A 22,978-nucleotide genomic window follows, 5' to 3' on the forward strand; every position below is an offset into this window, starting at 1 on the left:
GGTATCTCAGGTCGGCGGACCTCGCCCATCCAATCCGGTCAGTCCCCTCTCCCTCCGAAAGAGGAGGCTGATCTTTGGGCTTTTCTAAACTTGAGTTCGACTCGGTATCTCAGGTCGGCGGACCTCGCCCATCCAATCCGGTCAGTCCCCTCTCCCTCTGGGAGAGGGTTAGGGTGAGGGGCTTTTTGCTCTTCGGGCGCGGAAGAATTCGGTCAGCACCGCGCCGCACTCCTCCGCCAACACCCCGCCTTCATACAACACCCGGTGATTCAAAAAGCCCTGGGTAAAAAACTGCCCCTGACTCTGCACAATCCCCGCCTTCGGCTCCAGCGCGCCGTAAACCACCCGCGCCACCCGCGAATGCACGATCAAACCGGCGCACATGCTGCACGGTTCCAGCGTCACATACAGCGTGCTGCCCGGCAGACGATAGTTGTCCACCGCTTGCGCCGACGCACGAATCGCGATCATTTCCGCATGGGCACTCGGGTCGCTGGTACTGATCGGGCAGTTGAAACCCCGCCCTATGATCTCGCCGTCCTGCACCAGCACCGCGCCCACCGGCACTTCGCCGAGCGCTGCGCCTTGCGCGGCGAGGGCCAGCGCTTCACGCATGAAATCGCGATCACGACTGCGGTCGATGATCGCGGCAGGGCGAATCTGGCGCATCACTTCACCTCGATGGCGGCCATCAGGCCGGTTTCCATGTGGTCGATCACGTGGCAGTGGAACATCCACACCCCCGGATTATCAGCCACCAGCGCCACTTGCGCGCGCTCGTTCTTGCCCAGCAGATAGGTGTCGGTGAAGTACGGAATGATCTTGTGCCGGTTCGACGCGATCACCTTGAAACTCATGCCGTGCAGGTGAATCGGGTGCTGATACTGAGTCATGTTCTTCAATTCGAAGATGTAACTCTGGCCCAGTTTCAGGCTGGCAATCGGGCGGTCGGCGCAGGTCTTGTCGGTGATGTCCCAGGCCTTGCCGTTGATCTGCCACAGGCTCGGCGGTTTGCCGTTGTCGACGTTGACCGACACCGAGCCGACCCATTCGAAATTGAAGTTGAGTTTCTCGGCATTGGCCAGGTCTGGCTCCGCCACCGGGTTGGCGGGCAGCGCTTTCGGCCACTCGGTCGGCGCATCGTTATTGGCCACCGAACGCAGGGTGCCGAGACGTACCGGACCATTGCGCAGCGACAATTCTTCGCCGGCCGCCGGTGCCTTGATCGCCAGACAAATACGCATGCCCGGGCCGAGCCAGTATTCCTTGCCCAGCGGCCGGGGTTCGACCGGATTGCCGTCCAGCGCATAGATCTGCGCTTCGACGCCGGGAATATTGATGCGGTAAGTCAGGGTGTTGTCGAGGTTGAGCAAACGTACCCGGGTGATCTGCCCGGCCGGCAGCTCGATCACCGGGGTCGGCACGCCGTTGATGGTCGACAACCGCCCCGCCGTGCCGCCCCGTGCAGCCTCACGCGGGATGCTGAATTCGACGAAATTGCCTTCGTCATCGATGTGCCAGTTTTTCAGGCTCAAGGTTTTTTCGTACTTGAAACCGGTGGGTTCGCGCTCTTCGATGATCAGCGGCCCGACCAGCCCACGCCCCAGCTCTTCGCTGCTGCTGACATGCGGGTGATACCAATAACTGCCGGCATCCGGCACGCGGAACTTGTAATCGAAGTATTCGCCGGGCAATACCGGCAGTTGCGACACATACGGCACGCCGTCCATCTCCAGCGGCAGACGAATGCCGTGCCAGTGAATGGTCGTCGCCACCGGCAAGTGGTTGATGAAGCGCACCCGCAACCATTCGCCCTGGCGCACACGCAACTCGGTGCCCGGCGCCGACGGGCCGAATGCCCAGGCCTCGGTCTTGTGCCCCGGCACCAGTTCGACGTCCAGCGGTGCGGCGATCAGTTCATAGTCGTGGCCCGCCTCGGCGTCGGCCATTTTGCCGAGCCAATAACGCGACGCGCCCCCCGCCCCGACACCAACGACAACAAGACCGGCCAGGCCACCGAGGATTTGGCGACGGGTAAAGGACATGAACTCAACTACCTCACGTATCAGCGACAGGCCCTAAGGCCTGCAAAAGGCGAATACGATACACCTGCGGTTGAGAAACAGTAAGGGCGACCTGAGGCCGCACGTCACCTGTCGGCTTGAGATCGTAACCCGGTAATCAGGTGCACCACGCCGCCCTCCAGAGGCATGACGCCTGCGACACCGGCGGCATTCAACGCCGGCTGGTCCATGCGCGAAACATCACGCAACACAACCCGCACCCGCGTCAACGCCAATGGTTGCTGCGATTGGAGGTTATCCACACCGCCCAGCGCCGCGACGATATCGGCGCTCAACGCGTCGATCGGCTCGGCCGCTGCTGTGGGTGTATCCACCACCAGATCCGGGGTCAGGGCTTTCCAGAATGCCTTCTGCAATTTATCCAACATCTCAGTTCTCCAGAACCCGCAAAGTATCGACGGTTGCCTCGTGAAAGAGCTGCAACGCCTCACGCACCTGCCCGGCGCTTTCCAGACCCAGCACCTGTTGCGCGATGATCTGACAATCCGCCAGTTCCAGCTCGCGCACCGTTGCCTTGACCGGTGCAATCATCGGCACGCTCACCGACAACTCATCGACCCCCAGCCCCAGCAACAGCGGCACCGCCAGCCGTTCAGAGGCCATCGCCCCGCACACACCGACCCATTTGCCATGGACGTGGGCGGCCTTCACGGTCGTGGCGATCAGGCGCAATACCGCTGGATGAAAACTGTCCGCCTGACTGGCCAGACGCGGGTGGTCGCGATCCATGGCCAAGGTGTATTGCGTCAGGTCGTTGGTGCCGATCGAGAAAAAATCCACCAGCGGCGCAAACAGGTCCGCCATCAGCGCCGCCGCCGGCACTTCGATCATGATTCCCAGTTTCGGCCGTTGCGTTAGCCCCAGCGCCACTATTTCCTCGTCGAGCATCTGCCGCGCCAGACGCAGCTCCGACAGCTGCGTGACCATCGGCAACATGATGTGCAAACGCGTCAGATCGCAGCAACCGAGCATGGCGCGGAACTGCTCACGCAATAACTGCGGACGCTCCAGGCACAAACGAATGCCGCGCACGCCCAGGAACGGATTGGTTTCGCTGTCCATGGGCACGTAGGCCAGCGGTTTGTCGCCGCCGACATCGAGGGTGCGCACCACCAGATTGTGCGCGGACCCGACACAGCGAGCGATCGCGCTGTAAGTGGCGACCTGTTCGTCATGGCTCGGCGCATGGTTGCGGCCCAGATAGAGAAATTCCGAACGTAGCAGGCCAACGCCCGCGCCCCCCGAGGCCATGGCCTGCTCGGTCTCAGGCAAGGATGCGACGTTGGCCGACACCTCGACGTGATGCCCGTCACGGGTGCGCGCCGCGAGCGTCGCGTTGGCCAGTTCATGTTCATGACGCTGGCGCTGTTGCGCCTGCCGAGTCTGCCATTGACTGACGGCCGCAGGATCGGGGAGCACATGCAATTCGCCCTTGTCGGCATCGAGCAAAACCTGCGTGCCGTTGCCCAGCGCCAGCATTTGCACCGGCACCCCGCAGATCGACGGCAGACCACAGGCGCGGGCGAGAATCGCCACGTGACTGGTCGCGCCGCCGCCAACCGTGGCAAACCCCAGCACTTTGCTGGTATCGATGCCGGCAGTCTGCGACGGCGTCAGTTGATCGGCGATCAGGATGCAACCTTGCGGCAACTCCAGCACCGGCTCGCCAATCCCCAGCAACAGCTTGAGCACGCGGCGCCCGACATCGGTCAGATCCGCCGCCCGCTCGGCGAGCAGCGCACTGCCGAGTTGGCGAAACATGATCGCGGTTTCTTCAGTGGCCGCACGCCAGGCGAACGCCGCACTTTTGCCCGCGCTGATCAGCGCTTGGGCCTGATCGAGCAGCCCCGGGTCTTCGAGCAGTTCCTGATGCGCCTTGAAGATCTCGGCTTCGGCCTCGCCAGCGGCGGTATCACGCAAATGCTGCAGGGCCAGATCGGCTTCGATCAGGGCATTGGCGAGGGCCTCGCGCTCGACGTCTGCTCCGCCGCCGAACTCGCTGACATCGAAGACCGGCTCGCTGATCTGCAGCACCTGCCCCAACGCCGAACCGGGTGATGCACAGACGCCCCGCAGCAGCGTCAGCGCCTCCGTACCGACGATCTCGGCGGGCGCCACCGCCGTTATCGCTTCACCGCAGCCCTCGGCTAGCAGCCGGGTCAATGCATCGATGGCAGCGTCAGCGTCTGCGCCCACCGCACTGACTTGCACGCTGTCGCCAAACGCGGTCTGCAACGCCATGATTGCCACCAGCGATTTGGCGTTAGCTTGAGCCTGCTGCTTATGCAGGTAAATCTTTGCCGTAAAACCCTTTGCCGCTTGCGCGAACACCGCCGCCGGGCGCGCATGCAGACCATTGGGGTTGGGCAGTTTCAATGATTGCGAGAGAACAGCCTGCCCCTCTGACGCCCCGGCTTCCTCGCTGAGTGCCTGGGTGCTGGCTATTTCAAGCAACGGCTGGCCGCTTTCGACCCGTCCGCTCGGCGCGATCAGCCAGGTAAACGGCTCCCCACTGACCACCAGCATCAACGTCATCAGGCTGCGCGCATGTCGGGCAATGTAATCGGCGTCGAACTCGATCAGCGCCTGCCCGGCGGCGACCCGCTGCCCCTCTTCGACCAGAGAAGTGAAGCCTTGCCCGGCGAGGTTCACCGTATCGAGGCCAATATGCATCAACACCTGCACGCCGTTGTCATCCGTGATGCTCACGGCATGCCCGCTGGCCTGCACGTTGCTGATAACCCCGGCCAAGGGCGCGCATAAGGTCGACGAGGTTGGATCGATGCACAGACCGTCGCCGATCACGCGCCCGGAAAACACCGGATCGGGCACGTGCTCGAGCGCCATCAGGACACCGGACAAGGGAGCCAGCAGTAGCAAGGGTTGGGGTGTGGCCATGACGTCACCTGCAGTTTTGTTCTTTGAAGTGCCCACGGAGCGCGACGCTCCATCAGCATCGCTTATTTCCACCAGTATTCGACCTGCAATCCGACATTCGCACCGTGGCGAGCGGTGCCAAAGGCGCCGGTGTCAGACAATGCCGAGCCTTTCGCCAGTTCATTGGCCGCACGTTTGGCGGCCTCGTTCCAGGTGGCATACGTGTAATACAGACGCACCTCGGGACGCGCCCAGAACTCGGGCCCTTTGGGCGACCAGGTCGGGGCAAACGTGAACTTGCTCAGCTTGCGCGTGCCGCCCGGGGCCTCGACTTGATCGTGACCCAGTTCGGTGACCAGTTTGAACTGTTCGCTGAGCGCGTAGGTGGGACGCACGCCCAAGGACATCCAGTTCTGATCGGCACCGTCCGGGCGAATGTCTTTCTGATACACCGCCGCGATTTGTCCGCCAAAACGCGGGGTCACCTGCCAGTCGAAAAACTCGACGATCCGGTAGCTTTTATTGTTGTCGTCCAGTTTGACGTTGCCGGTGTAGCCAAGCCCGGTGCCCGGCCCTTCACCGTATTGCAGGGCCAGTTTGTTCTTGCCGCCGAGAAAGTCCTTTTGCACATGTTGCGTGGTGATCGCCCAGCCTCGGTGGGCATCGCGGCTGTCGGGCTTGTCGATATAGCTCAAGCCGAACTCCAGTTCACCGCCCGGATTGGTCTTGAAACCGGCGACGTTGAAGTCATGCCGATTGATGTAGTCCTTCTGGTACAGGTTGTCCTTTCGCGAGAAGGCGTAGCTGTATTTCAGATCGCCGATCAATACGTCTTCGACCCCGCCCCCGGTGGCGCTCTGGTTCCAGTAATAAAAATCAGAGATGTGGATGTCATTACGTTTGTAGTAACGGCGCCCGGCCCAGAGTGAACCGCCATTGAGCGCCGGCATTGCCGACCACTGTGCGTAGGCTTGCGGCAAGCGTATCGAGCCATTGTCATCTTTGAATGTAGGGCTGCGGTCGTAGCGGTTGTACAGCGAGGCCATGCCATCGACACTCAGTACCGAACCGTCGTCGAGGGTGTACAGATCCTGACGCAACTCCAGCTCACCGTACTGCTCGCATTCGTTACCCAGACGATATTTGGTCTGCGCACCGGGTAACTGGAAGCACGACTGACCGCTGCTGTTGACCGACGTGCCGACACCGCTGCGCAAGTAGCCGCCAAACTCCAGCGCTTGTGACGTTGGCGGCAAGGCCAGGCAAAAACCTGCGACTGCAAGGCTGCGATTTATTGTTGTTTTCATAAGCCACCCCATTGTTTTTATTGTTGGTTGCATGAATTCGGCGCGCAAAAATCCCCCGCGCATTGATCTGCGTGTTTTTTTGAAAGCAGGTTTTTCCAGTTAAAGGTCAGGGATCGATCAGGTGCAGCACGAAGGACTCATAAGGTCGTAACGTCACCTGTCGCTTGCGCAACGGGCCGTCCGGATAATTGCTGATCAACTGGCGCTGGCGCATCGACTCGCTGATGACTGTCGACGGTAACTCCACCTCACAGGTTGTCCCGTAGAAGTTGTTCACCACCAACAAACGCTCGGCGCTGCCTTCACGCACATACGCCCAGACCTGCGGATGTTCGGGCAGCAATTGTCGGTACAGCCCTTCGGTGATAAGCGGCTCGCAGCGACGCAATGCGATCAGACGGCGGTAGTGATGCAACACCGAATCCGGGTCGTCGAGCTGGTGGGCGACGTTGATCTGCGCGGCATTGGCCGGCACCCCGATCCACGGCTCGACGCTACTGAAACCGGCATTCGGCCCGGCGTCCCAGTGCATCGGCGTGCGGCCGTTATCGCGGGACTTCTGCATGATCGCCGCCATGTTGTCGGCATCGCTGCTGCCGGCTTCGCGCTTGAGTCGGAAGATGTTCAGCGTCTCGACATCGCGATAATGCTCGATCGATTCGAACCCCGGATTGGTCATGCCCAACTCTTCGCCCTGATACACGAACGGCGTGCCCTGCAGAAAGTGCAGTGCAGTGCCGAGCATTTTCGCCGAGCGCTCGCGGTACTCGCCGTCATCGCCGAAGCGCGAAACCACACGCGGTTGATCGTGGTTACACCAGAACAGTGCGTTCCAGCCGCCACCGGCCTGCATGCCGGTTTGCCAGTCGGACAGAATTTTCTTCAGCTGAAGGAAATCGAAGTCGGCGCGCACCCACTTCTGCAGGTTCGGATAATCGACTTTCAAGTGGTGAAAGTTGAAGGTCATCGACAGTTCTTTCGACTGCGGATTCGAATAACGAATGCAGTGTTCGAGACTGGTCGAAGACATCTCGCCGACATTGATCAGCTCGTGCCCTGCGAAGACTTCGCGGTGCATCTGCTGCAAGTACGCGTGGACATTCGGCCCGTCGGTGTAGAAGCGTCGGCCATCGCTGCTGTCTTCGGGAAAGTCCTCGGGCTTGGAGATCAGATTGATCACGTCCAGACGAAAACCGCCCACGCCCTTGTCCCGCCAGAACTGCATCATCCGGAATACTTCGGCGCGGACCTCGGGATTGTCCCAATTCAGGTCAGCCTGGGTGTGGTCGAACAGATGCAGGTAATACTGACCGGTCTGGGCTTCGTACTCCCAGGCGGAACCGCCGAACTTGGATTCCCAGTTGTTCGGCTGATCACGCCAGATGTAGAAGTCACGGTAAGGGTTGTCGAGGCTGCTGCGCGCCTGCTGGAACCAGACGTGTTCGATCGAGGTGTGATTGACCACGATGTCGAGCATCAGCTTGATCCCGCGCTTGCCCGCTTCGGCGATCAACAATTCGCAGTCGGCCATGCTGCCGTAGCTCGGATCGATCGCGTAGTAATCGCTGATGTCGTAGCCGTTGTCGCGTTGCGGCGAACGCAGGAATGGCGTGATCCACAAGCAGTCGACACCCAGCCAGTGCAGGTAGTCGAGCTTGGCGACGATGCCGAGCAGATCCCCCGTCGGGTTGCCGGCGTGGCTATGAAAACTCTTCGGGTAGATCTGGTAGATCACCGAACGTTGCCAGTCTTGCATGGCACATTTTCCTCTTGAATTTTACGAGCCCTGTAGGAGCTGCCGCAGGCTGCGATCTTTTGACTTTGAGAGGCAGGATCAAAAGATCGCAGCCTTCGGCAGCTCCTACAGTTCGATTCAGGCAACCCGATAACCGGGCCGGACAATCTTCATGCTCAGTGCACAGGTCAGAACAAACGGCACGAGCATGGCAATCAGCATCCCGATCACGAACATCGGGATGTACTGCGGAATGATCGAGATAAACCCTGGCAGGCCACCGACACCGATGGCCGATGCCTGAACCTTGTTCAGCGACAGAAACACGCAGCCCAGCGCGGAGCCGGTCAGCGCGGCGTAAAACGGAAACTTGTAGCGAAGATTGACGCCGAACATCGCCGGTTCGGTGATACCGAAGTAGGCGGAAATCGCCGAGGTCGACGCCATGCTCTTGTCCCGCGCATTGCGCGTCATCCAGAACACCGCCAACGCGGCACTGCCCTGAGCGAGGTTGGACATGACAATCATTGGCCAGATAAAGGTGCCGCCCTGGGTCGAGATCAATTGCAGATCGACCGCGAGAAACATGTGGTGCATGCCGGTGATCACCAGCGGCGCATACAGCAGACCGAAAATCGCGCCCCCGACCATCGGCGCCAGATCAAACAGCATGACCAGCCCTTCGGTGATGAAAATACCGATATGGCGAGTCACCGGGCCGATCACTGCCAGCGCCAGCACGCCGGTGACGACGATGGTGGTGATCGGCACCACGAGCAACTGAATCGCGTTGGGCACGCGCGCGCGCAGCCATTTTTCGATGACACTCATCACATAGGCGGCCAGCAGAATCGGCAGGATCTGCCCCTGATAACCGACCTTTTCCACCTGGAACAACCCGAGAATGTCGAAGTACGGCAGATGCTGCCCGTCCAGCCCGGCCACGGCCTTGCCGTAGTTCCAGGCGTTGAGCAGATCGGGGTGTACCAGCATCAGGCCGAGCACGATGCCGAGGATCTCGCTGCCGCCAAAACGCTTGGCCGCCGACCAGCCCACCAGCGCCGGCAGAAACACGAACGAGGTATTGGCCATCAGATTGATCAGGCTCCACAGCCCGTCGAGTTTCGGGTAGGCATCGAGCAGGGTCTGCCCTTCGATGAACATGCCTTTGGCGCCGAGCAGATTGTTGATGCCCATCAGCAGGCCGGCAATGATCAGCGCCGGCAGAATCGGCATGAACACATCGGAAAAGACTCGCACCAGGCGCTGCAGGGCGTTGATCTTTTCGGCACTTTTCTGTTTGACGTCAGCGATGGTCGACGCGGCGAGACCGGTCTGGCGTCGCAGTTCGGCGTAGACCTTTTCCACCTCGCCCGGACCGATCACCACCTGATACAGGCCGCCGGTGAAGAACGAGCCTTTGACCAGATCGATCTGGTTCAGCGCGGCGCTGTCGACCAGGCTCGGGTCTTTCAGGGCCAGTCGCAACCGCGTGACGCAATGGGCGGCCTGTTCGAGGTTATCGCTGCCGCCGAGGCTGCGCAGCAATTGCCTGGCAATGTTCGGATAGTCGTGGCTCATGCTTATTCTTCCGCTGTGGATTGTTGTTATTGGCAGCACGCCGAAGCGAAAAATACTCGTCTGTACGAGTTAATGCAACAACTCGTACAGACGAGTTTGTTTATGCTTATTCCCGCCAGACCGACGACGAATTTTCCTACCCCGCCCTAAGGTGATTTCCATCGTCCACATGGACAAAGCCCTACCCTGGCCTTAAGGTTCGAAGCTTTGAGCACCGTCGGCACCGAGCCTCCCCATGAGCAAATACAACCAGATCTATAGCGATCTGCTGGCCAGCATCACGACTGAGCGCCTGGAGCGCGGCGCCCGCCTGCCTTCCGAAACCGAATTGATGGACAGCTATCAGGCCAGCCGTGGCACGGTGCGCAAGGCTATCGAACTGCTTCAGGAACGCGGCTTTGCGCAGAAAATTCACGGCAAAGGCACCTTCGTGCTTTCGACCAACCCGATCGAGTTTCAGCTCGGCGGCATCGTCAGTTTTCAGGAAACCTACCCGCGCCTGGGCAACGACGTCAGTACCGAGGTGGTCGAGCTGAGCCAGATACCGCTGGAAGGCGCCCTGCTTGAGCACATCCATGCCGAACCGGGCAGCCTCATCACGCGGATCAAGCGTGTGCGGCGGATCGATGGCAAACGGGTCATCCTCGACATCAACCATTTCGTCAGCGAAGTGATTCCCGGTCTGTCCCTCGACATCGCCGAACAGTCGATCTACGCCCATATCGAACAGACCCTGCAGTTACAGATTGCCTACGCGCAACGCACCATCGAAGCGGTGCCGCGCAGCAAAGATGATCAATTGCACCTGGACCTCGACGGTCAGAGCCATGTGATCGTGGTCAGCAACCAGACCTTCCTTCAGGACGGTCGTCAGTTCGAGTACACCGAATCGCGGCACACCCTGGACAAGTTCTACTTTTCCGACGTGGCACGGCGCTGACCCCGGCACATTTCCAACGATCCTGTGCGGTACATATGTAGTGCACTCCCCTTGAGCGAATCGGCCATGCTCGGCCCTCATTTCTCAAGGATGGAGAAAGCATGTACGCCACCCAACCAAGCCCTCTGCCGAACGCGGCAGACAAGGCGGCTCTGAAGCGAATCGCCTATACCGTCGTGCAGAACTGCCCCGGCCTGCAGGACGCAGCCCATGAGGCGGCCAGTGATCTGCTGGAAGCAAAAGGCCTGCCGGCCCTTGATCCGGATCAGGTGTATTTCCATCGTTTCAAGACGGCCCAGAGCAGCACTCGTTCGTTTACCGGGTGGGAACACATCCGCGAAAAGCCCTACGAATCGATGACCCTGACACAGTTGGTCACTCATCGTTTTCGCGTCACCGACCAGGACAATGCCGATCTTCTTGATCTGTATGGCGGCTTCTACACGGAAGGTCCGCAGGGCGAGAATTTCGACGAAAAAAATCAAGTACGCCTGCATGGCAATGAGGTCTTGAACGCTTTCTGGAACCTCGATTTCAGTGGTCATTACACCGCCACCCTGACGGACTTCTGGAACACTCACGCCGACGATTTCCGCACCTTGGCCAAGTGCAATTTTCTTAACCGGGCGGTGCAGGCTCTGGACCTTGGGCAACTCACCGGGAGTGATTTTCAGTGGCTGGTGGATTCAGTGGTGGGGCCCGTCAGCTGGCCGATAACCCTGAGCATGTTGCAGGCGCGCCACACTGCAACGGGGAATGTATGCGCGTTCGACATTGATGGGCATGTCGCCACGCAACTGCTGCGCGTCGTTGATCCCGGCGGTCGGCAGATTATCTATCTGCCCAGTGAGGCCGAAGCATTCGTGGTCAAGGAAACGGTGACGGACCTGCATTGGTGGGTGCTTGATCAAATGAACGACGCGAAACGCCGCACGTCCTTTCTGGATCATTTTGCCCTCGCTGACCGTCAGCGCATGACCGAGAACGTGACTGACCTGATGAATCGCCTGGTCGGGACCTGGGGCCGTGCCGACCATCACCTGATCAACCAAACCAACCTGGTGCTGACCGATGATGCATTCAGTTGGCTGCGCGACTCGACCCGCCAGGCGATGTTCACAGAAGCCCACCTGTCCCTGACATCGAATGGCGATCTGCGCAAAAAACTGTGGATCGGCTACCTGAGTGCGGGCCTCAAAGTGTTCGGCCCGATGGCCACTGTCGGCTGGCCGCTGGCGCTGCCGGTGATTGGCGCCACCCTCGCGAACATGGGCCTGAATATCGATCAGGCGCAAAACGGCAAGACCAGAGCCGAGCGCAAGGCCGGCGTGCTGGGCGCGGTGTTGAATGGCATCAATCTGTTGTTCAACCTTCCATTGCTCATCGGCACCGGGCCGATGCTGGAGGTGGGCGCCGAGGTCGACGCGGCTGAGGCCGCTGAAATGGCCGAGTACAGCGAATTCCCGAACCCCGTCCTCGAAGCTGAAAACGCGACACAGATCATGGTGCCGGACGCTGTCGACACTACCGTGCCAAATCTTGATGAAACGGTGCTGATTCCAGCGCAAAAGGCTGCACCGCCCCCGGTGCCCGAACGTTATCAATGCAACGAATTACTCGATGGCACAGCTCTCGGCGAGGAGTCCGGAAAATATCAGGGTATTTACCGACTCGAGACTGATCCGCCCTACGCCATTCTGATGAATGACACCCCCTACTATGTGCGTTTCTTCGCTAATTCCAAGGGCAGTGGCGACTGGGCAATCGTCGATCCAGACAGACCCAACCAACTGGTTCATTCGCTGCCGATCCGCCTCAATGGATCAGGCGAATGGGAGCGAATGCCGGCATTGGGCCTCAAAGGCGGCGGCCAATGCATGGGCAAACAATGCACCCCGGATATCGAACTCGACACCTTCGAACCCACACCGCCCGAGATGCCCGCTGAAGCGACGGCAGAACCGCAGCCCTCGAAATCGCGCCCACCGCGTCCGGTGACCAGCGCCTACGACATCGATCCGACAGTACGCCGCTCGATAAGGGGTTGGGCGCTGAACCTCAACGAAACCCATGCCCAGTTGCAGCCCGACGGTGCCGGCGGCTTGGGCATGGACGACCCGTTCGAGTTGTATGCCGTCGGCAAACGCCAACTGTTGCAGAATTCAGCCCGAGGCTTTTTCAAGAACCTGCCGTGGATGATCCAGCCAGCGCGGCCAACGCTGCCCGAGATCAGCGGTTCGATGCCACTGGCCGATCTTGTCGATGGCATTTTTGAAAACGCATCAGGTCTGGTGGTGGGAGAAACGCTTGATCGCATCGCCAGCCTGCGTTTTCTGATCGATACCATGCCGGCGTTAGCCCGCCACGCGAAAACCCTCTACCTGCGTGGCCTGCTCAGTGACTTCGCTCAGGTCGAACTGAACCGCTACTTCACAAGCGGCAATATGGCCGTGGATTTACGCGCTTACTTGAACAGTCTCGGCACCGATCCTGGCGGTCGATTCAACCCACTGGAACTGGTCCAGGTTGCGCGAGCGAACGGGGTTCGGGTCCAGGCGATCGACTGCGCCGCCAGCTACAAAATGAAAACACCGCTGCCCTCCGTCGACGAACAAATGATGAGCACCTACCTGGCAAGCGACATCATGACCGGCGACGTCTACCTCAACAGTCCTGAGAAATGGATCGTTGTGACGGATGCGCACAACACCAACACCTTCAGAGGACTGCTGGGTCTCAGTGAATTGAAGGGAGGAATCGGCCTGCGAATCGATGAAGTCGGCGCGGGTGAAGAGCTGGGTATCGACGTTGACCCGGGCATTGAAGTACCCCGCGGCAGCTCGCCCGGTGGCACTGTCAGGCAAGGAAATCCAGACCTTCTACGCGCCGACTTGCGCTTGAAAGTTCAGGTACCCGAGGTGAGCTGGAACGAGGAGACGCTGGAGAATCTTTTGTACCGGCGTGGCATGTATCTGTTCGAAAAAGCAGGCGACAGCTACACGCTGATTCACCGCAGCAAACAGGGCTTGCTGCAACGCACACCGATCGCTCGATTGAATGACGGCAAGGTCTCTCTCCACCGACCTGCGTGGCAGCGGGTGAATGACATCGCGTTCGCCAACCTGAAGGACATGTCTCAGCGGTTGTCCGATACCGGACTGATATTGCGTAGCCGGATCCCTGATTGAAGCTCTCCGTTTAAACATGAGCAGGGGAAACCCGACAACCAAAAAATGCCCGTCAGCAAAACTGACGGGCATTTTTCATCAAGCTTCCTCTGCGCTTGTGAAGCCAGCTAGCGCCTGCAGGATGTCCTGCAATCTGCCCTCCTCCAGCACTCCCACTCTATTATCAACAAGGGCAATATGCGGTAGCCCGGTAGTGCACTGCCCTTGCGCGAATCAGTCATGCTCGACCTTTGTTTCTCAAGGATGAAGAACGCATGACCTCACCCGAACGACGTCTCCTGCCAAACGCAGCGGATAAAACTGCCCTCAAAGCCATTGCCGCGACTATCGTGCAGACCTGCCCGAGTCTGCACGACGCAGCCCGTCAAGTTGCCAACGAAATCCTCGCGGACAAAGGACTGTCCGGCCTCGATCCCGACCGGGTTTATTTCCACCGTTTCAAAACGGCGCAGAGCAGCTCGCTGACCTTCACGGGTTGGGAGCATGTGCTGGAAAGGCCTTATGAAACGCTCACCCTCACGCAGTTGGTGATCCATCGCTTTCGTGCGACCGATCAAGACAACGCGGATCTGCTTGGCCTCTACTGCGGCTTCTACTCGGATGGCCCGGAGGCGGAAAACTTCAATCAGAGCAATGAAGTGCGGTTGCTCGGCAGCGACGTGCTAAAGGCATTCTGGGATGTCGACTTCAGCGCGCGCTACACAGGTCAGCTGACGACATTCTGGCAAACCTCGGCGGATAACTTCCGCGCATTGGCAAAGTGCAACTTTCTCAGTCTGGCTGTGCAGGCGCTGCAGCAGGGTGACCTTGATGGCTCTGATTTTCAGCGCATCGTCGGCTCGGTCATCGGGCCCGTCACTTGGCCCGCTACCTTGCAAATGCTGCAAGTGTTACACCCGGTCGGTGCTGAAGTGCGGGCGCTGGATCTCGATGGCCACGTCGCCTTCAATGCGCTGCGTCTGGTGGAAGACAGTGGCCGCCAGACCCTTTACTTGCCAGGCGAGGCCCGGGCATTCCTCTTGATGGACAATGCAGCGGATCTGCATTGGTGGATGCTTGAGCAGATGAATTCAGAGCACAAGCGCACAGCGTTTCTCCAGCATTTCCCGCTGGCCGACCGTAATCACATCAACGAAAACCTCACCGATCTGATGAACCGCCTGGTGAGCACCTGGGGTCACAGCGATCACCGCATGATCAATCGCAGCAACGTCGCGATCAGCGGTGACGCATTCACTTGGTTGAGCGAGTCGACACGCTCGGGCATGGTTGCCGAGGCGCACTTGGCGCTCACGTCCAACAGCGACCTGCGCAAAAAACTCTGGATCGGTTATTTGAGTGCCGGGCTGAAAGTATTCGGCCCGATGGCAGCGGTGGGTTGGCCCTTGGCGTTGCCTTTGATTGGCGCCAGCATCGCGAACATGGGATTGAACATCGATCAGGCCATCAACGGCACTACGCCCACCGAACGCAAGGCCGGTGTTACTGGCGCAGTGCTCAATGCCATCGACATTGTGTTCAACATTCCGTTTCTGATCAGCACGGGCGCGCAACTTGAAGTGGGCCCGCAGGTGGATTTTGCCGAAGCTGAAGAAATGCTCGGGTTGATCGAGTTCACTTCGCCAGACTCACCCTTGTTGCCGCCTCTGGATCAACCGCCAGTCCCGGTGGTTGATCCAGAGGTACCCGTTGAGCTGACAAACGAAATCCCCACCGAGACTCCCATCGCATCCATCCGGCAGTTGGCCACGGCTGCTGCGCGCCAAGGTCCGCCCTTTCCAAAGATTCCTGCCCGATATCGATGCAACGAATTACTGGCCCACCGTTCTGTAGAGGCGGCGCCGGGCAAATATGAAGGTATTTACCGCCTGGACAAGGAGCCGGGCCATGCCATCGAAATGGAGGGTGCCGCGTACTACGTGCGCTACTTCGCCGACTCCGAAGAGGCCGGCAATTGGGCTATCGTCAATCCCGAGCGGCCCAATCAGTTTGCTTACTCATTGCCAGTACGCTTCGCCAGTAACGGCAAGTGGCAACGCATACCCGCGTTGCGTCTCAGGGGAGGCGGCCAATGCGTGGGCAAGGCCTGTTTCCTGGACACCGACCTGTCCTCGTCCTCGGCCCAGGCTTCATCAACGCCGTCAGCGGAGCTTCCCCTCGTCGAACCGGTTTCACCGGGCGCGCGACCACTGCGCCTGGTGACGCCCCTCAACGACATCGAAGGCGTGAACATGGCGAAAATGAAAAGATGGGCAATGAACTTGCCCGAGACGTTCGCCGAGCTCTCCAGTGCAAACCGCGGTAAACCATCAAGTGTCGATACGTTTGTGGCCTATTTCCGCGACAGACGCTTGTCCCTGCTAAACGAGGCCAAAGAGTATTACTCCGAGCTGAACTGGACCAACCTGCCCGCACGGCCCGTCATCCCGCCAATCGATGCCGAGATGCAGACGGCTGAGTTGATTGATCGCATCTTTGCCAATGCCGATGGACTGGTCGTCGGCGAAACCCTTGATCGCATCGCCAGCACACGCTTCATGATCGAAAACATGCCGGCGTTCGCACGGCATATCAACACGCTCTACGTACGGGGTTTGCTGAGTGACTTTGCCCAGGCAGATCTCAACGACTTTTTCCTGTCGGGAGAGATGTCAGAGGATCTTCGAGGCTACTTGTCCAGCCTGGGTACCGACCCTGATAACCGATTCAACATCCTTGAACTGATCAAGACTGCCCAGGCCAATGGCATCCGCGCCCAAGGTCTTGAAGTCGCGCACAGTTACAAACTGAAGGTACCGCTGACTTCGATCGAAGAGCAGATGATCCACGCCCGGCTCGCCTCTCAAATCATGTGGGGTGACGAGCTCCTCAACAGACCCGGCAAATGGGTGGCCCTGGTCGAGGCAACGAGCACCAATACCTTCAGAAATCTGCCCGGCATCAGCGAACTCAGAGGTGGCATCGGGTTACGGATTGAAGAAGCGACATCCACCGAAGTGGCCGGTGTCAGGATAGACCCGGGACTGGAAGTCGCTCGGGGCCCGTTTGATAACGGGGCATCGACGCGCAACTCATCGGACTTCCTGTTCGCCGATCTGCGCTTGCAGATCGAAACGCCTGTGCCGCAATGGACTGAGGCAGCGGTGAATACATTGCTGAATCGCAACGGCATGTTCATGTTCGAAAAAACCCAGAATGCATACACACTCGTGCGTCGTAACAGCGACGGCAATATTGTTCGAACCATGGTGAATTGCAGACGAGATGGTCAGGTTTACATCTGGGCACAGTCGATGCCCCGAATCAGCGGCATCATGTTCCGTGACATCGGCGCGTTATCCCAGCGCCTGATAGAGATCGGCTTGACCCTGCAAAGTCGCTTACCCAGCTAACCTGTTTTCAGCGGCATGAAACGAAAAAACCCTTGGCTTCAGGCCAAGGGTTTTTCGTTAATCAGCTTGTAGCGGGATCACTCCCACTCAATAGTCGCCGGCGGCTTGCTCGACACGTCGTAAGTGACGCGAGAGATGCCTTCGATTTCATTGATGATGCGGCCGGAGACGGTTTCCAGCAGTTCGTAAGGCAGGTGCGCCCAACGCGCGGTCATGAAGTCGATGGTTTCTACGGCGCGCAGGGCAACGACCCAGGCGTAACGACGGCCATCACCAACCACGCCAACCGATTTCACTGGCTGGAACACCACGAAAGCCTGGCTGACTTTGTGGTACCAGTCGGCTTTGCGCAGTTCTTCGATGAAGATATGGTCGGCACGACGCAACAGGTCGGCGTATTCCTTTTTCACTTCACCGAGGATGCGCACGCCCAGGCCCGGGCCCGGGAATGGGTGACGGTAGACCATGTCGTACGGCAGGCCGAGTTCCAGGCCCAGACGACGGACTTCGTCCTTGAACAGTTCGCGCAGTGGCTCGACCAGTTTCAGGTTCATCTCTTCCGGCAGGCCGCCCACGTTGTGGTGCGACTTGATCACGTGGGCTTTGCCGCTTTTCGCGCCAGCCGATTCGATCACGTCCGGGTAGATGGTGCCCTGAGCGAGGTACTTGATGTTTTCCAGTTTGTTCGACTGGGCATCGAAGACGTCGATGAAGGTGCGACCGATGATCTTGCGCTTCTTCTCCGGATCGGCTTCGCCGGCCAGGTTGTCGAGGAACTGATCTTCAGCGTTGGCGCGAATGACTTTGACGCCCATGTTCTCGGCGAACATGGCCATCACTTGCTCGCCTTCGTGCAGACGCAGCAGGCCGTTGTCGACGAAGACGCAGGTCAGTTGGTCGCCGATGGCTTTGTGCAGCAGCGCAGCAACCACCGAGGAGTCAACGCCGCCGGACAGACCCAGCAGCACGTTGTCGGTGCCGACTTGTGCGCGGATGTTGGCGATGGCGTCTTCAGCGATCTTCGACGGCGTCCACAGGGCTTCACAGCCGCAGATGTCGAGCACGAAGCGCGACAGGATGCGACCGCCCTGCTTGGTGTGGGTCACTTCCGGGTGGAACTGCACGCCGTAGTAGCCACGGTCGTCGTTGAACATACCGGCGATCGGGCAGCTTGGGGTGCTGGCGAGGATGTGGAAGTCTTCCGGCATCTTGGTGACTTTGTCACCGTGGCTCATCCATACGTCGAGGCCGAACAGGCCGTCAGCGTCGATGTGGTCTTCAATGCCGTCGAGCAGACGGCTCTTGCCGACCACGTCAACGCGGGCGTAACCGAACTCACGCAGTTCGGAACCTTCAACCTTGCCGCCCAGTTGCTCGGCCATGGTTTGCATGCCGTAGCAGATACCGAAGACCGGTACGCCCAGATCGAACACTGCCTGCGGGCAACGCGGGCTGTCGGCGACGTGCACGGACTCGGGGCCGCCGGCGAGGATGACGCCTTTAGGAGCGAATTCGCGGATCGCATCTTCGTCCATGTCGAACGGGTGCAGTTCGCAGTACACACCGATTTCGCGCACGCGGCGGGCAATCAGTTGGGTGTATTGCGAACCGAAGTCGAGGATCAGGATGCGGTGAGCGTGAATATCGAGGGCCATGATTCAGTCTCGTCTAAGTCGTTCAGAAACAGTCGTGATTCAGAAACAACTCGGGGCTGAATCAAACAGCCCCGGTTGCTTACTTTATTGCTTGAAGGCTCAACCTACGCGGTAGTTTGGCGCTTCTTTGGTGATCTGCACGTCGTGAACGTGGGATTCGGCCATGCCAGCGCCGGTGATCCGCACGAACTCAGGCTTGGTGCGCATTTCTTCGATGTTGGCGCTACCGGTGTAGCCCATCGAGGAACGCAGACCGCCCATCAACTGGTGAATGATCGCGCTCAGGGTGCCTTTGTAAGGCACACGGCCTTCGATGCCTTCCGGAACGAGTTTCTCGGCGCCTGCCGAGGAGTCCTGGAAGTAACGGTCGGAAGAACCTTGTGCCTGGGACATGGCGCCCAGCGAACCCATGCCGCGATACGCCTTGTACGAACGGCCCTGGAACAGTTCGATTTCGCCCGGCGCTTCTTCAGTACCGGCGAACATCGAGCCCATCATCACGCAGGAAGCACCGGCTACGATGGCCTTGGACAGGTCACCGGAGAAACGGATGCCGCCGTCGGCGATCAACGGAACGCCAGTGCCTTCAAGGGCAGCGGCAACGTTGGCGATGGCACTGATTTGCGGGACGCCGACACCGGCGACGATACGGGTGGTGCAGATCGAGCCAGGGCCGATACCGACCTTGACGGCGTCAGCGCCTGCTTCGGCCAGAGCCTTGGCAGCGGCGCCGGTGGCGATGTTGCCGCCGATCACCTGCACTTCAGGGAAATTCTCTTTGACCCAGCGAACGCGGTCGATCACGCCTTTGGAGTGACCGTGCGCGGTATCGACTACCACGACGTCCACGCCAGCATTGACCAGAGCGGCAACGCGGTCACCGGTGTCTTTACCGGTACCGACCGCAGCGCCCACGCGCAGACGACCTTGATCGTCCTTGCTGGCCAGCGGGTAGGCTTTGGCTTTTTCGATATCGTTGACGGTCATCATGCCTTTGAGGGCGAATTTGTCGTCGACGATCAGCACGCGCTCGATGCGGTGCTTGTGCAGCAGTTCGCGTGCTTCGTCCTTGCTCGCGCCTTCCTTGATCGTGACCAGACGCTCTTTGGGCGTCATCACTTCACGGACGGTGGCTTCCAGACGGCTTTCGAAACGCACGTCACGGGAAGTGACGATGCCGACCAGGTCGCCATCGTGCAGCACCGGAACGCCGGAAATGTTGTGCATGCGGGTCAATTCGAACAGGTCACGAACCGTGGCATCAGCCTCGATGGTGATCGGATCCTTGACGACGCCGGCTTCGAACTTCTTGACCTTGCGCACTTCGGCAGCTTGCTGCTCGATGGTCATGTTCTTGTGGATAATGCCGATGCCACCTTCCTGAGCCATGGCGATTGCCAGACGGGCTTCAGTAACGGTGTCCATGGCGGCAGAAACCAGAGGAATGTTCAGCTCGATGCCACGGGTAAGGCGGGTCTTGAGACTGACTTCGTTAGGAAGTACCTCGGAATAACCGGGCACTAGGAGAATGTCGTCGAATGTCAGAGCTTCTTGGCTGATACGCAGCATCGCGGGGGCTCCCGAGCGGGAAAATGGAAGCGCGCCATTATAGTCAGACACCCCCTGCTGTTCAATGTAAAACTCAGCTTAATATCAATGTTGCTGATATACGGAGATCCCCGGCCCTACAGCTCCACCTTGACCCAAGAGACAGGTTGATCGAGCCAATCGGCAAACTCATCGATAAAGCTTTGCTTGAAGCCCGCCTCCAGCCAGTTGTTGAAGATGAAACCGAGGTTGGAAAACGCGCACTCCTGCAAATACAGAAAGCCGTTGATATCGTCTTCATGCCCGCATTCGGGGCAGGTGAAGTTGTCGGTGCGACCCGGAAACCACTCTTCGAGGCTTTCGAACAGTGCTTCGCCAACTTCACGACGGCACTCGGCGCAACCGGCCTCTTCGAGAAAGCCCTTGGCCGGGGTGTAGATGCAGCGTTTGGTAACGATCTCCAGGCCGTTGATTGGCTCACCAAACGGCAGCGCTTGCGGGTGCAGGACCACGGCACGCGCGCCGTCGGCAATCGCGTAAGCCATGCGGTTGCCGGTGCGGCCACAAGTGCTCAGCTCTTCCTTGATGATGTTCTTGCGCACCAGCCAGCGCACGATCGCCCGGGCCCGGGGTTCGTGGACCGGCAGGGTGGAGATTTTCGGGACGATGATGCTTTGCGAATTCATGGAGAGTCCTGCGGTGTGGCTGCTGACGCCTTCGCGAGCAGGCTCGCTCCCACAATGGAATGCAGTTCCCTGTGGGAGCGACGGTGCGACGATTCGACCTGCTCGCGAAGAGGCCCTAAAGGCCGGCAGCTTAATCCCTGACGAAATCCGGTCAAGTGCTGAGGTAGCGTCCGATCAAAGCAATCCCGCTCGCCAGCACCAGCCACGTCACCAACCGCACAAACGCCTCGCGCGACAACTTCATGGTCAAGCGCCGCCCGATCCACAGCCCCAGCGCCATGGCCGGCAACAAACACAAGGCCAGCATCAACAAGGGTAGCTCGGCATACACACCGGCGATAGCAAACAGGCTCAAACGCACCACCGTGCTGCAACTGATCAGCGCACTTTGCGTGGCCCGCGCGGCGTCTTTCGGCAGCCGACTATTCAAATAGATCGCATAGAGAAAGCCGCCACTGCCAAACAGCGCCCCGAACAACCCGCCCACCGTCCCCATCGGCACCGCCCATGCCGCCGACAATTGCGCCGGCCGCGCTTTCACCCACAAGCTGTAAATCGCATAGGCGCTGATAAACAGCCCCATCAACAACAGCAACAGATCGGACTTCAGATTAAGTAGAAAAATAACCCCCAACGTACAACCGACCGCCATCCACGGCAGCAACCGCAACAGCTCCGGTTTAGCCACATCCCGCCGCGACGGCAGCAGATTGCCGAACGCCGCGACAAAATCCAGCAGCACCAGCAGCGGCACAATCTTCGACAATGGCAGGAACAAAATCAGAATCGGCCCCGCCACCAGCGCCGTACCAAACCCGGCAATGCCAAACACGATGTAAGCCAGCGCGATGCCCAAGGCAATTACCGCCCAACCACTGACGCCCCACGACCACTCACTCAACAACCCCGCCACGCTCATCGATGCGCTTCCTTAATAAGCCTGAGATGACTTTAGTCAGCGCCGAGCGTTGCGACTAATATCTTCCAGATCGCTTACTTATCTCGAAAAGGCATGCCTTGTGCTTTCAACCCGTCAATTACGCTACTTCGTGGAAATCGCCGAATGCGGCAGCTTCAGTGCGGCGGCCGAGCGTCTGTTTATCGCGCAATCGGCGCTGAGCCGGCAGATCAAGGACATGGAAACGCGCCTGCAAACCCCATTGTTCGAACGCACCGCTCGCCAGCCCCGACTGACGGCGGCGGGCGAAGCATTTCTGCCGCGGGCAAGAAACCTGCTCAATGAGCTGAGCAAGGCCAGCGCCATGGCCACAGAGGTCGGCAATGGTCAGCTAGGCACCTTGCGCCTCAGTCATTCCAGCACCGTGTCGATCAGCGGTCGTTTGCTCAGTGATATCGGCGCCTATCTGCAGCAACAACCCGGTGTGTCGCTGGACATCGGCAAGTTGTCTTCCGAGGCGCAACTGGACGAGTTGACCGAAGGACGCCTCGACATCGGCCTGCTGCGCCTGCCGGTGTTGCGCCAGCGTGAAGGTATTCAGATTGTGCCGCTGTTTACTGAGCGGTTGCTGCTGGCGGTTCCGATGGATCATCGGTTGGCCGCGGCTGAGCGTGTCGACCTGGCCCAACTGAAGGACGAAGCGTTCATCTCGATTCCGCATCCGCAGCGCGGCGGTTTGAGTTATCTGTGTGCCGATCTGTGCATGCGTCAGGGCTTCTTCCCGAAAGCCGCGCGGGTCATGTCGCGAAAGACCACGCAGTTACAGTTGATTCAGGCCGGATTCGGCATCGCCCTGCTGCCGGAATCCATGCAGGACATCGCGCCGAGCGGCGTACGATTCCTGCCGCTGACCGATGCCGACTGCCACAGCACCGTCGCCCTCGCCTATCGGCAAAATCCCACGCCGCTGATTCAACACTTCCTCCAGACATTCACCAATTCCCCCTGTGGGAGCGAGCTTGCTCGCGAAAGCGGACCGTCAGCCACTGAGGATGTCGAAGGATAAGACGCCTTCGCGAGCAAGCTC

The 22,978-nt window shown here is 59.4% G+C and carries 15 protein-coding genes; 4 read left to right on the forward strand and 11 right to left on the reverse strand.

The window, feature by feature from the left end; all coding sequences use genetic code 11:
• Nucleotides 1-168 precede the first annotated feature (168 nt).
• From tadA to treP, 7 genes are all read right to left on the reverse strand, one after another.
• Nucleotides 169-669, reverse strand: coding sequence for a tRNA adenosine(34) deaminase TadA (gene tadA / locus ACWR1S_RS16795; RefSeq protein WP_454564290.1), 501 nt, complete (start codon nt 667-669; stop codon nt 169-171).
• Nucleotides 669-2,045, reverse strand: coding sequence for a multicopper oxidase family protein (locus ACWR1S_RS16800; protein WP_454564291.1), 1,377 nt, complete (start codon nt 2,043-2,045; stop codon nt 669-671). Before ACWR1S_RS16800 ends, tadA begins: the two co-directional genes overlap by 1 nt.
• Nucleotides 2,046-2,149: 104 nt before the next feature.
• Nucleotides 2,150-2,452: a PTS transporter subunit EIIB gene (locus tag ACWR1S_RS16805; protein ID WP_454564292.1), complete on the reverse strand. Its 303-nt coding sequence runs from the start codon at nt 2,450-2,452 to the stop codon at nt 2,150-2,152.
• 1 nt (nt 2,453) lies between these two features.
• Nucleotides 2,454-4,982: a phosphoenolpyruvate--protein phosphotransferase gene (ptsP, locus tag ACWR1S_RS16810; RefSeq protein ID WP_454564293.1), complete on the reverse strand. Its 2,529-nt coding sequence runs from the start codon at nt 4,980-4,982 to the stop codon at nt 2,454-2,456.
• 62 nt (nt 4,983-5,044) lie between these two features.
• Nucleotides 5,045-6,268, reverse strand: coding sequence for a carbohydrate porin (locus ACWR1S_RS16815; protein ID WP_454564294.1), 1,224 nt, complete (start codon nt 6,266-6,268; stop codon nt 5,045-5,047).
• Between the two features lie 106 nt (nt 6,269-6,374).
• Nucleotides 6,375-8,024, reverse strand: a complete 1,650-nt coding sequence (gene treC / locus ACWR1S_RS16820) for an alpha,alpha-phosphotrehalase (protein WP_454564295.1) — start codon at nt 8,022-8,024, stop codon at nt 6,375-6,377.
• A gap of 117 nt (nt 8,025-8,141) precedes the next feature.
• Complete coding sequence (gene treP, locus ACWR1S_RS16825) at nt 8,142-9,584, reverse strand: PTS system trehalose-specific EIIBC component (RefSeq protein WP_454564296.1); 1,443 nt, start codon at nt 9,582-9,584, stop codon at nt 8,142-8,144.
• Nucleotides 9,585-9,819: 235 nt separating this feature from the next.
• On the opposite strand from treP, the gene treR reads away from it, so the two are divergent.
• The 3 genes from treR (at nt 9,820) to ACWR1S_RS16840 (ending at nt 17,104) form a co-directional block, all read left to right on the forward strand.
• Nucleotides 9,820-10,524 carry a trehalose operon repressor gene (gene treR / locus ACWR1S_RS16830; RefSeq protein ID WP_034156275.1) on the forward strand — a complete coding sequence of 235 codons (705 nt, stop codon included), beginning with the start codon at nt 9,820-9,822 and terminating at the stop codon, nt 10,522-10,524.
• A gap of 101 nt (nt 10,525-10,625) precedes the next feature.
• The gene (locus ACWR1S_RS16835; RefSeq protein ID WP_454564297.1) at nt 10,626-13,712 is read left to right on the forward strand and encodes a membrane-targeted effector domain-containing toxin; all 3,087 of its coding nucleotides are present in this window, start codon (nt 10,626-10,628) and stop codon (nt 13,710-13,712) included.
• Nucleotides 13,713-13,966: 254 nt separating this feature from the next.
• Nucleotides 13,967-17,104, forward strand: a complete 3,138-nt coding sequence (locus tag ACWR1S_RS16840; protein ID WP_454564298.1) for a membrane-targeted effector domain-containing toxin — start codon at nt 13,967-13,969, stop codon at nt 17,102-17,104.
• A gap of 77 nt (nt 17,105-17,181) precedes the next feature.
• Here ACWR1S_RS16840 and guaA read toward each other — a convergent pair whose 3' ends face one another.
• From guaA to ACWR1S_RS16860, 4 genes are all read right to left on the reverse strand, one after another.
• Nucleotides 17,182-18,759, reverse strand: a complete 1,578-nt coding sequence (gene guaA, locus ACWR1S_RS16845; RefSeq protein ID WP_122589943.1) for a glutamine-hydrolyzing GMP synthase — start codon at nt 18,757-18,759, stop codon at nt 17,182-17,184.
• A 99-nt stretch (nt 18,760-18,858) separates the two neighbouring features.
• The gene (guaB, locus tag ACWR1S_RS16850; protein WP_007916845.1) at nt 18,859-20,328 is read right to left on the reverse strand and encodes an IMP dehydrogenase; all 1,470 of its coding nucleotides are present in this window, start codon (nt 20,326-20,328) and stop codon (nt 18,859-18,861) included.
• A 116-nt stretch (nt 20,329-20,444) separates the two neighbouring features.
• Nucleotides 20,445-20,993 (reverse strand): sugar ABC transporter ATPase, encoded by a 549-nt coding sequence (locus ACWR1S_RS16855; RefSeq protein ID WP_016984359.1) that lies wholly within the window; start codon nt 20,991-20,993, stop codon nt 20,445-20,447.
• Nucleotides 20,994-21,144: 151 nt separating this feature from the next.
• Nucleotides 21,145-21,912, reverse strand: coding sequence for a sulfite exporter TauE/SafE family protein (locus ACWR1S_RS16860; RefSeq protein ID WP_454564299.1), 768 nt, complete (start codon nt 21,910-21,912; stop codon nt 21,145-21,147).
• A 100-nt stretch (nt 21,913-22,012) separates the two neighbouring features.
• On the opposite strand from ACWR1S_RS16860, the gene ACWR1S_RS16865 reads away from it, so the two are divergent.
• The gene (locus ACWR1S_RS16865; RefSeq protein WP_454564300.1) at nt 22,013-22,957 is read left to right on the forward strand and encodes a LysR family transcriptional regulator; all 945 of its coding nucleotides are present in this window, start codon (nt 22,013-22,015) and stop codon (nt 22,955-22,957) included.
• Nucleotides 22,958-22,978 lie beyond the last annotated feature (21 nt).

It is taken from the genome of Pseudomonas sp. AIG, assembly GCF_977020205.1.

Excerpts from the sequence above, each read along its gene's own strand:
- treC (WP_454564295.1), bottom strand. The coding sequence starts at position 8,024 with ATGCAAGACTGGCAACGTTCGGTGATCTACCAGATCTACCCGAAGAGT.
- guaB (WP_007916845.1), bottom strand. The coding sequence starts at position 20,328 with ATGCTGCGTATCAGCCAAGAAGCTCTGACATTCGACGACATTCTCCTA.
- ACWR1S_RS16855 (WP_016984359.1), bottom strand. The coding sequence starts at position 20,993 with ATGAATTCGCAAAGCATCATCGTCCCGAAAATCTCCACCCTGCCGGTC.
- treP (WP_454564296.1), bottom strand. The coding sequence starts at position 9,584 with ATGAGCCACGACTATCCGAACATTGCCAGGCAATTGCTGCGCAGCCTC.
- ACWR1S_RS16805 (WP_454564292.1), bottom strand. The coding sequence starts at position 2,452 with ATGTTGGATAAATTGCAGAAGGCATTCTGGAAAGCCCTGACCCCGGAT.
- ACWR1S_RS16815 (WP_454564294.1), bottom strand. The coding sequence starts at position 6,268 with ATGAAAACAACAATAAATCGCAGCCTTGCAGTCGCAGGTTTTTGCCTG.
- ptsP (WP_454564293.1), bottom strand. The coding sequence starts at position 4,982 with ATGGCCACACCCCAACCCTTGCTACTGCTGGCTCCCTTGTCCGGTGTC.
- ACWR1S_RS16840 (WP_454564298.1), top strand. The coding sequence starts at position 13,967 with ATGACCTCACCCGAACGACGTCTCCTGCCAAACGCAGCGGATAAAACT.
- ACWR1S_RS16860 (WP_454564299.1), bottom strand. The coding sequence starts at position 21,912 with ATGAGCGTGGCGGGGTTGTTGAGTGAGTGGTCGTGGGGCGTCAGTGGT.
- guaA (WP_122589943.1), bottom strand. The coding sequence starts at position 18,759 with ATGGCCCTCGATATTCACGCTCACCGCATCCTGATCCTCGACTTCGGT.
- ACWR1S_RS16835 (WP_454564297.1), top strand. The coding sequence starts at position 10,626 with ATGTACGCCACCCAACCAAGCCCTCTGCCGAACGCGGCAGACAAGGCG.
- ACWR1S_RS16800 (WP_454564291.1), bottom strand. The coding sequence starts at position 2,045 with ATGTCCTTTACCCGTCGCCAAATCCTCGGTGGCCTGGCCGGTCTTGTT.
- tadA (WP_454564290.1), bottom strand. The coding sequence starts at position 669 with ATGCGCCAGATTCGCCCTGCCGCGATCATCGACCGCAGTCGTGATCGC.
- treR (WP_034156275.1), top strand. The coding sequence starts at position 9,820 with ATGAGCAAATACAACCAGATCTATAGCGATCTGCTGGCCAGCATCACG.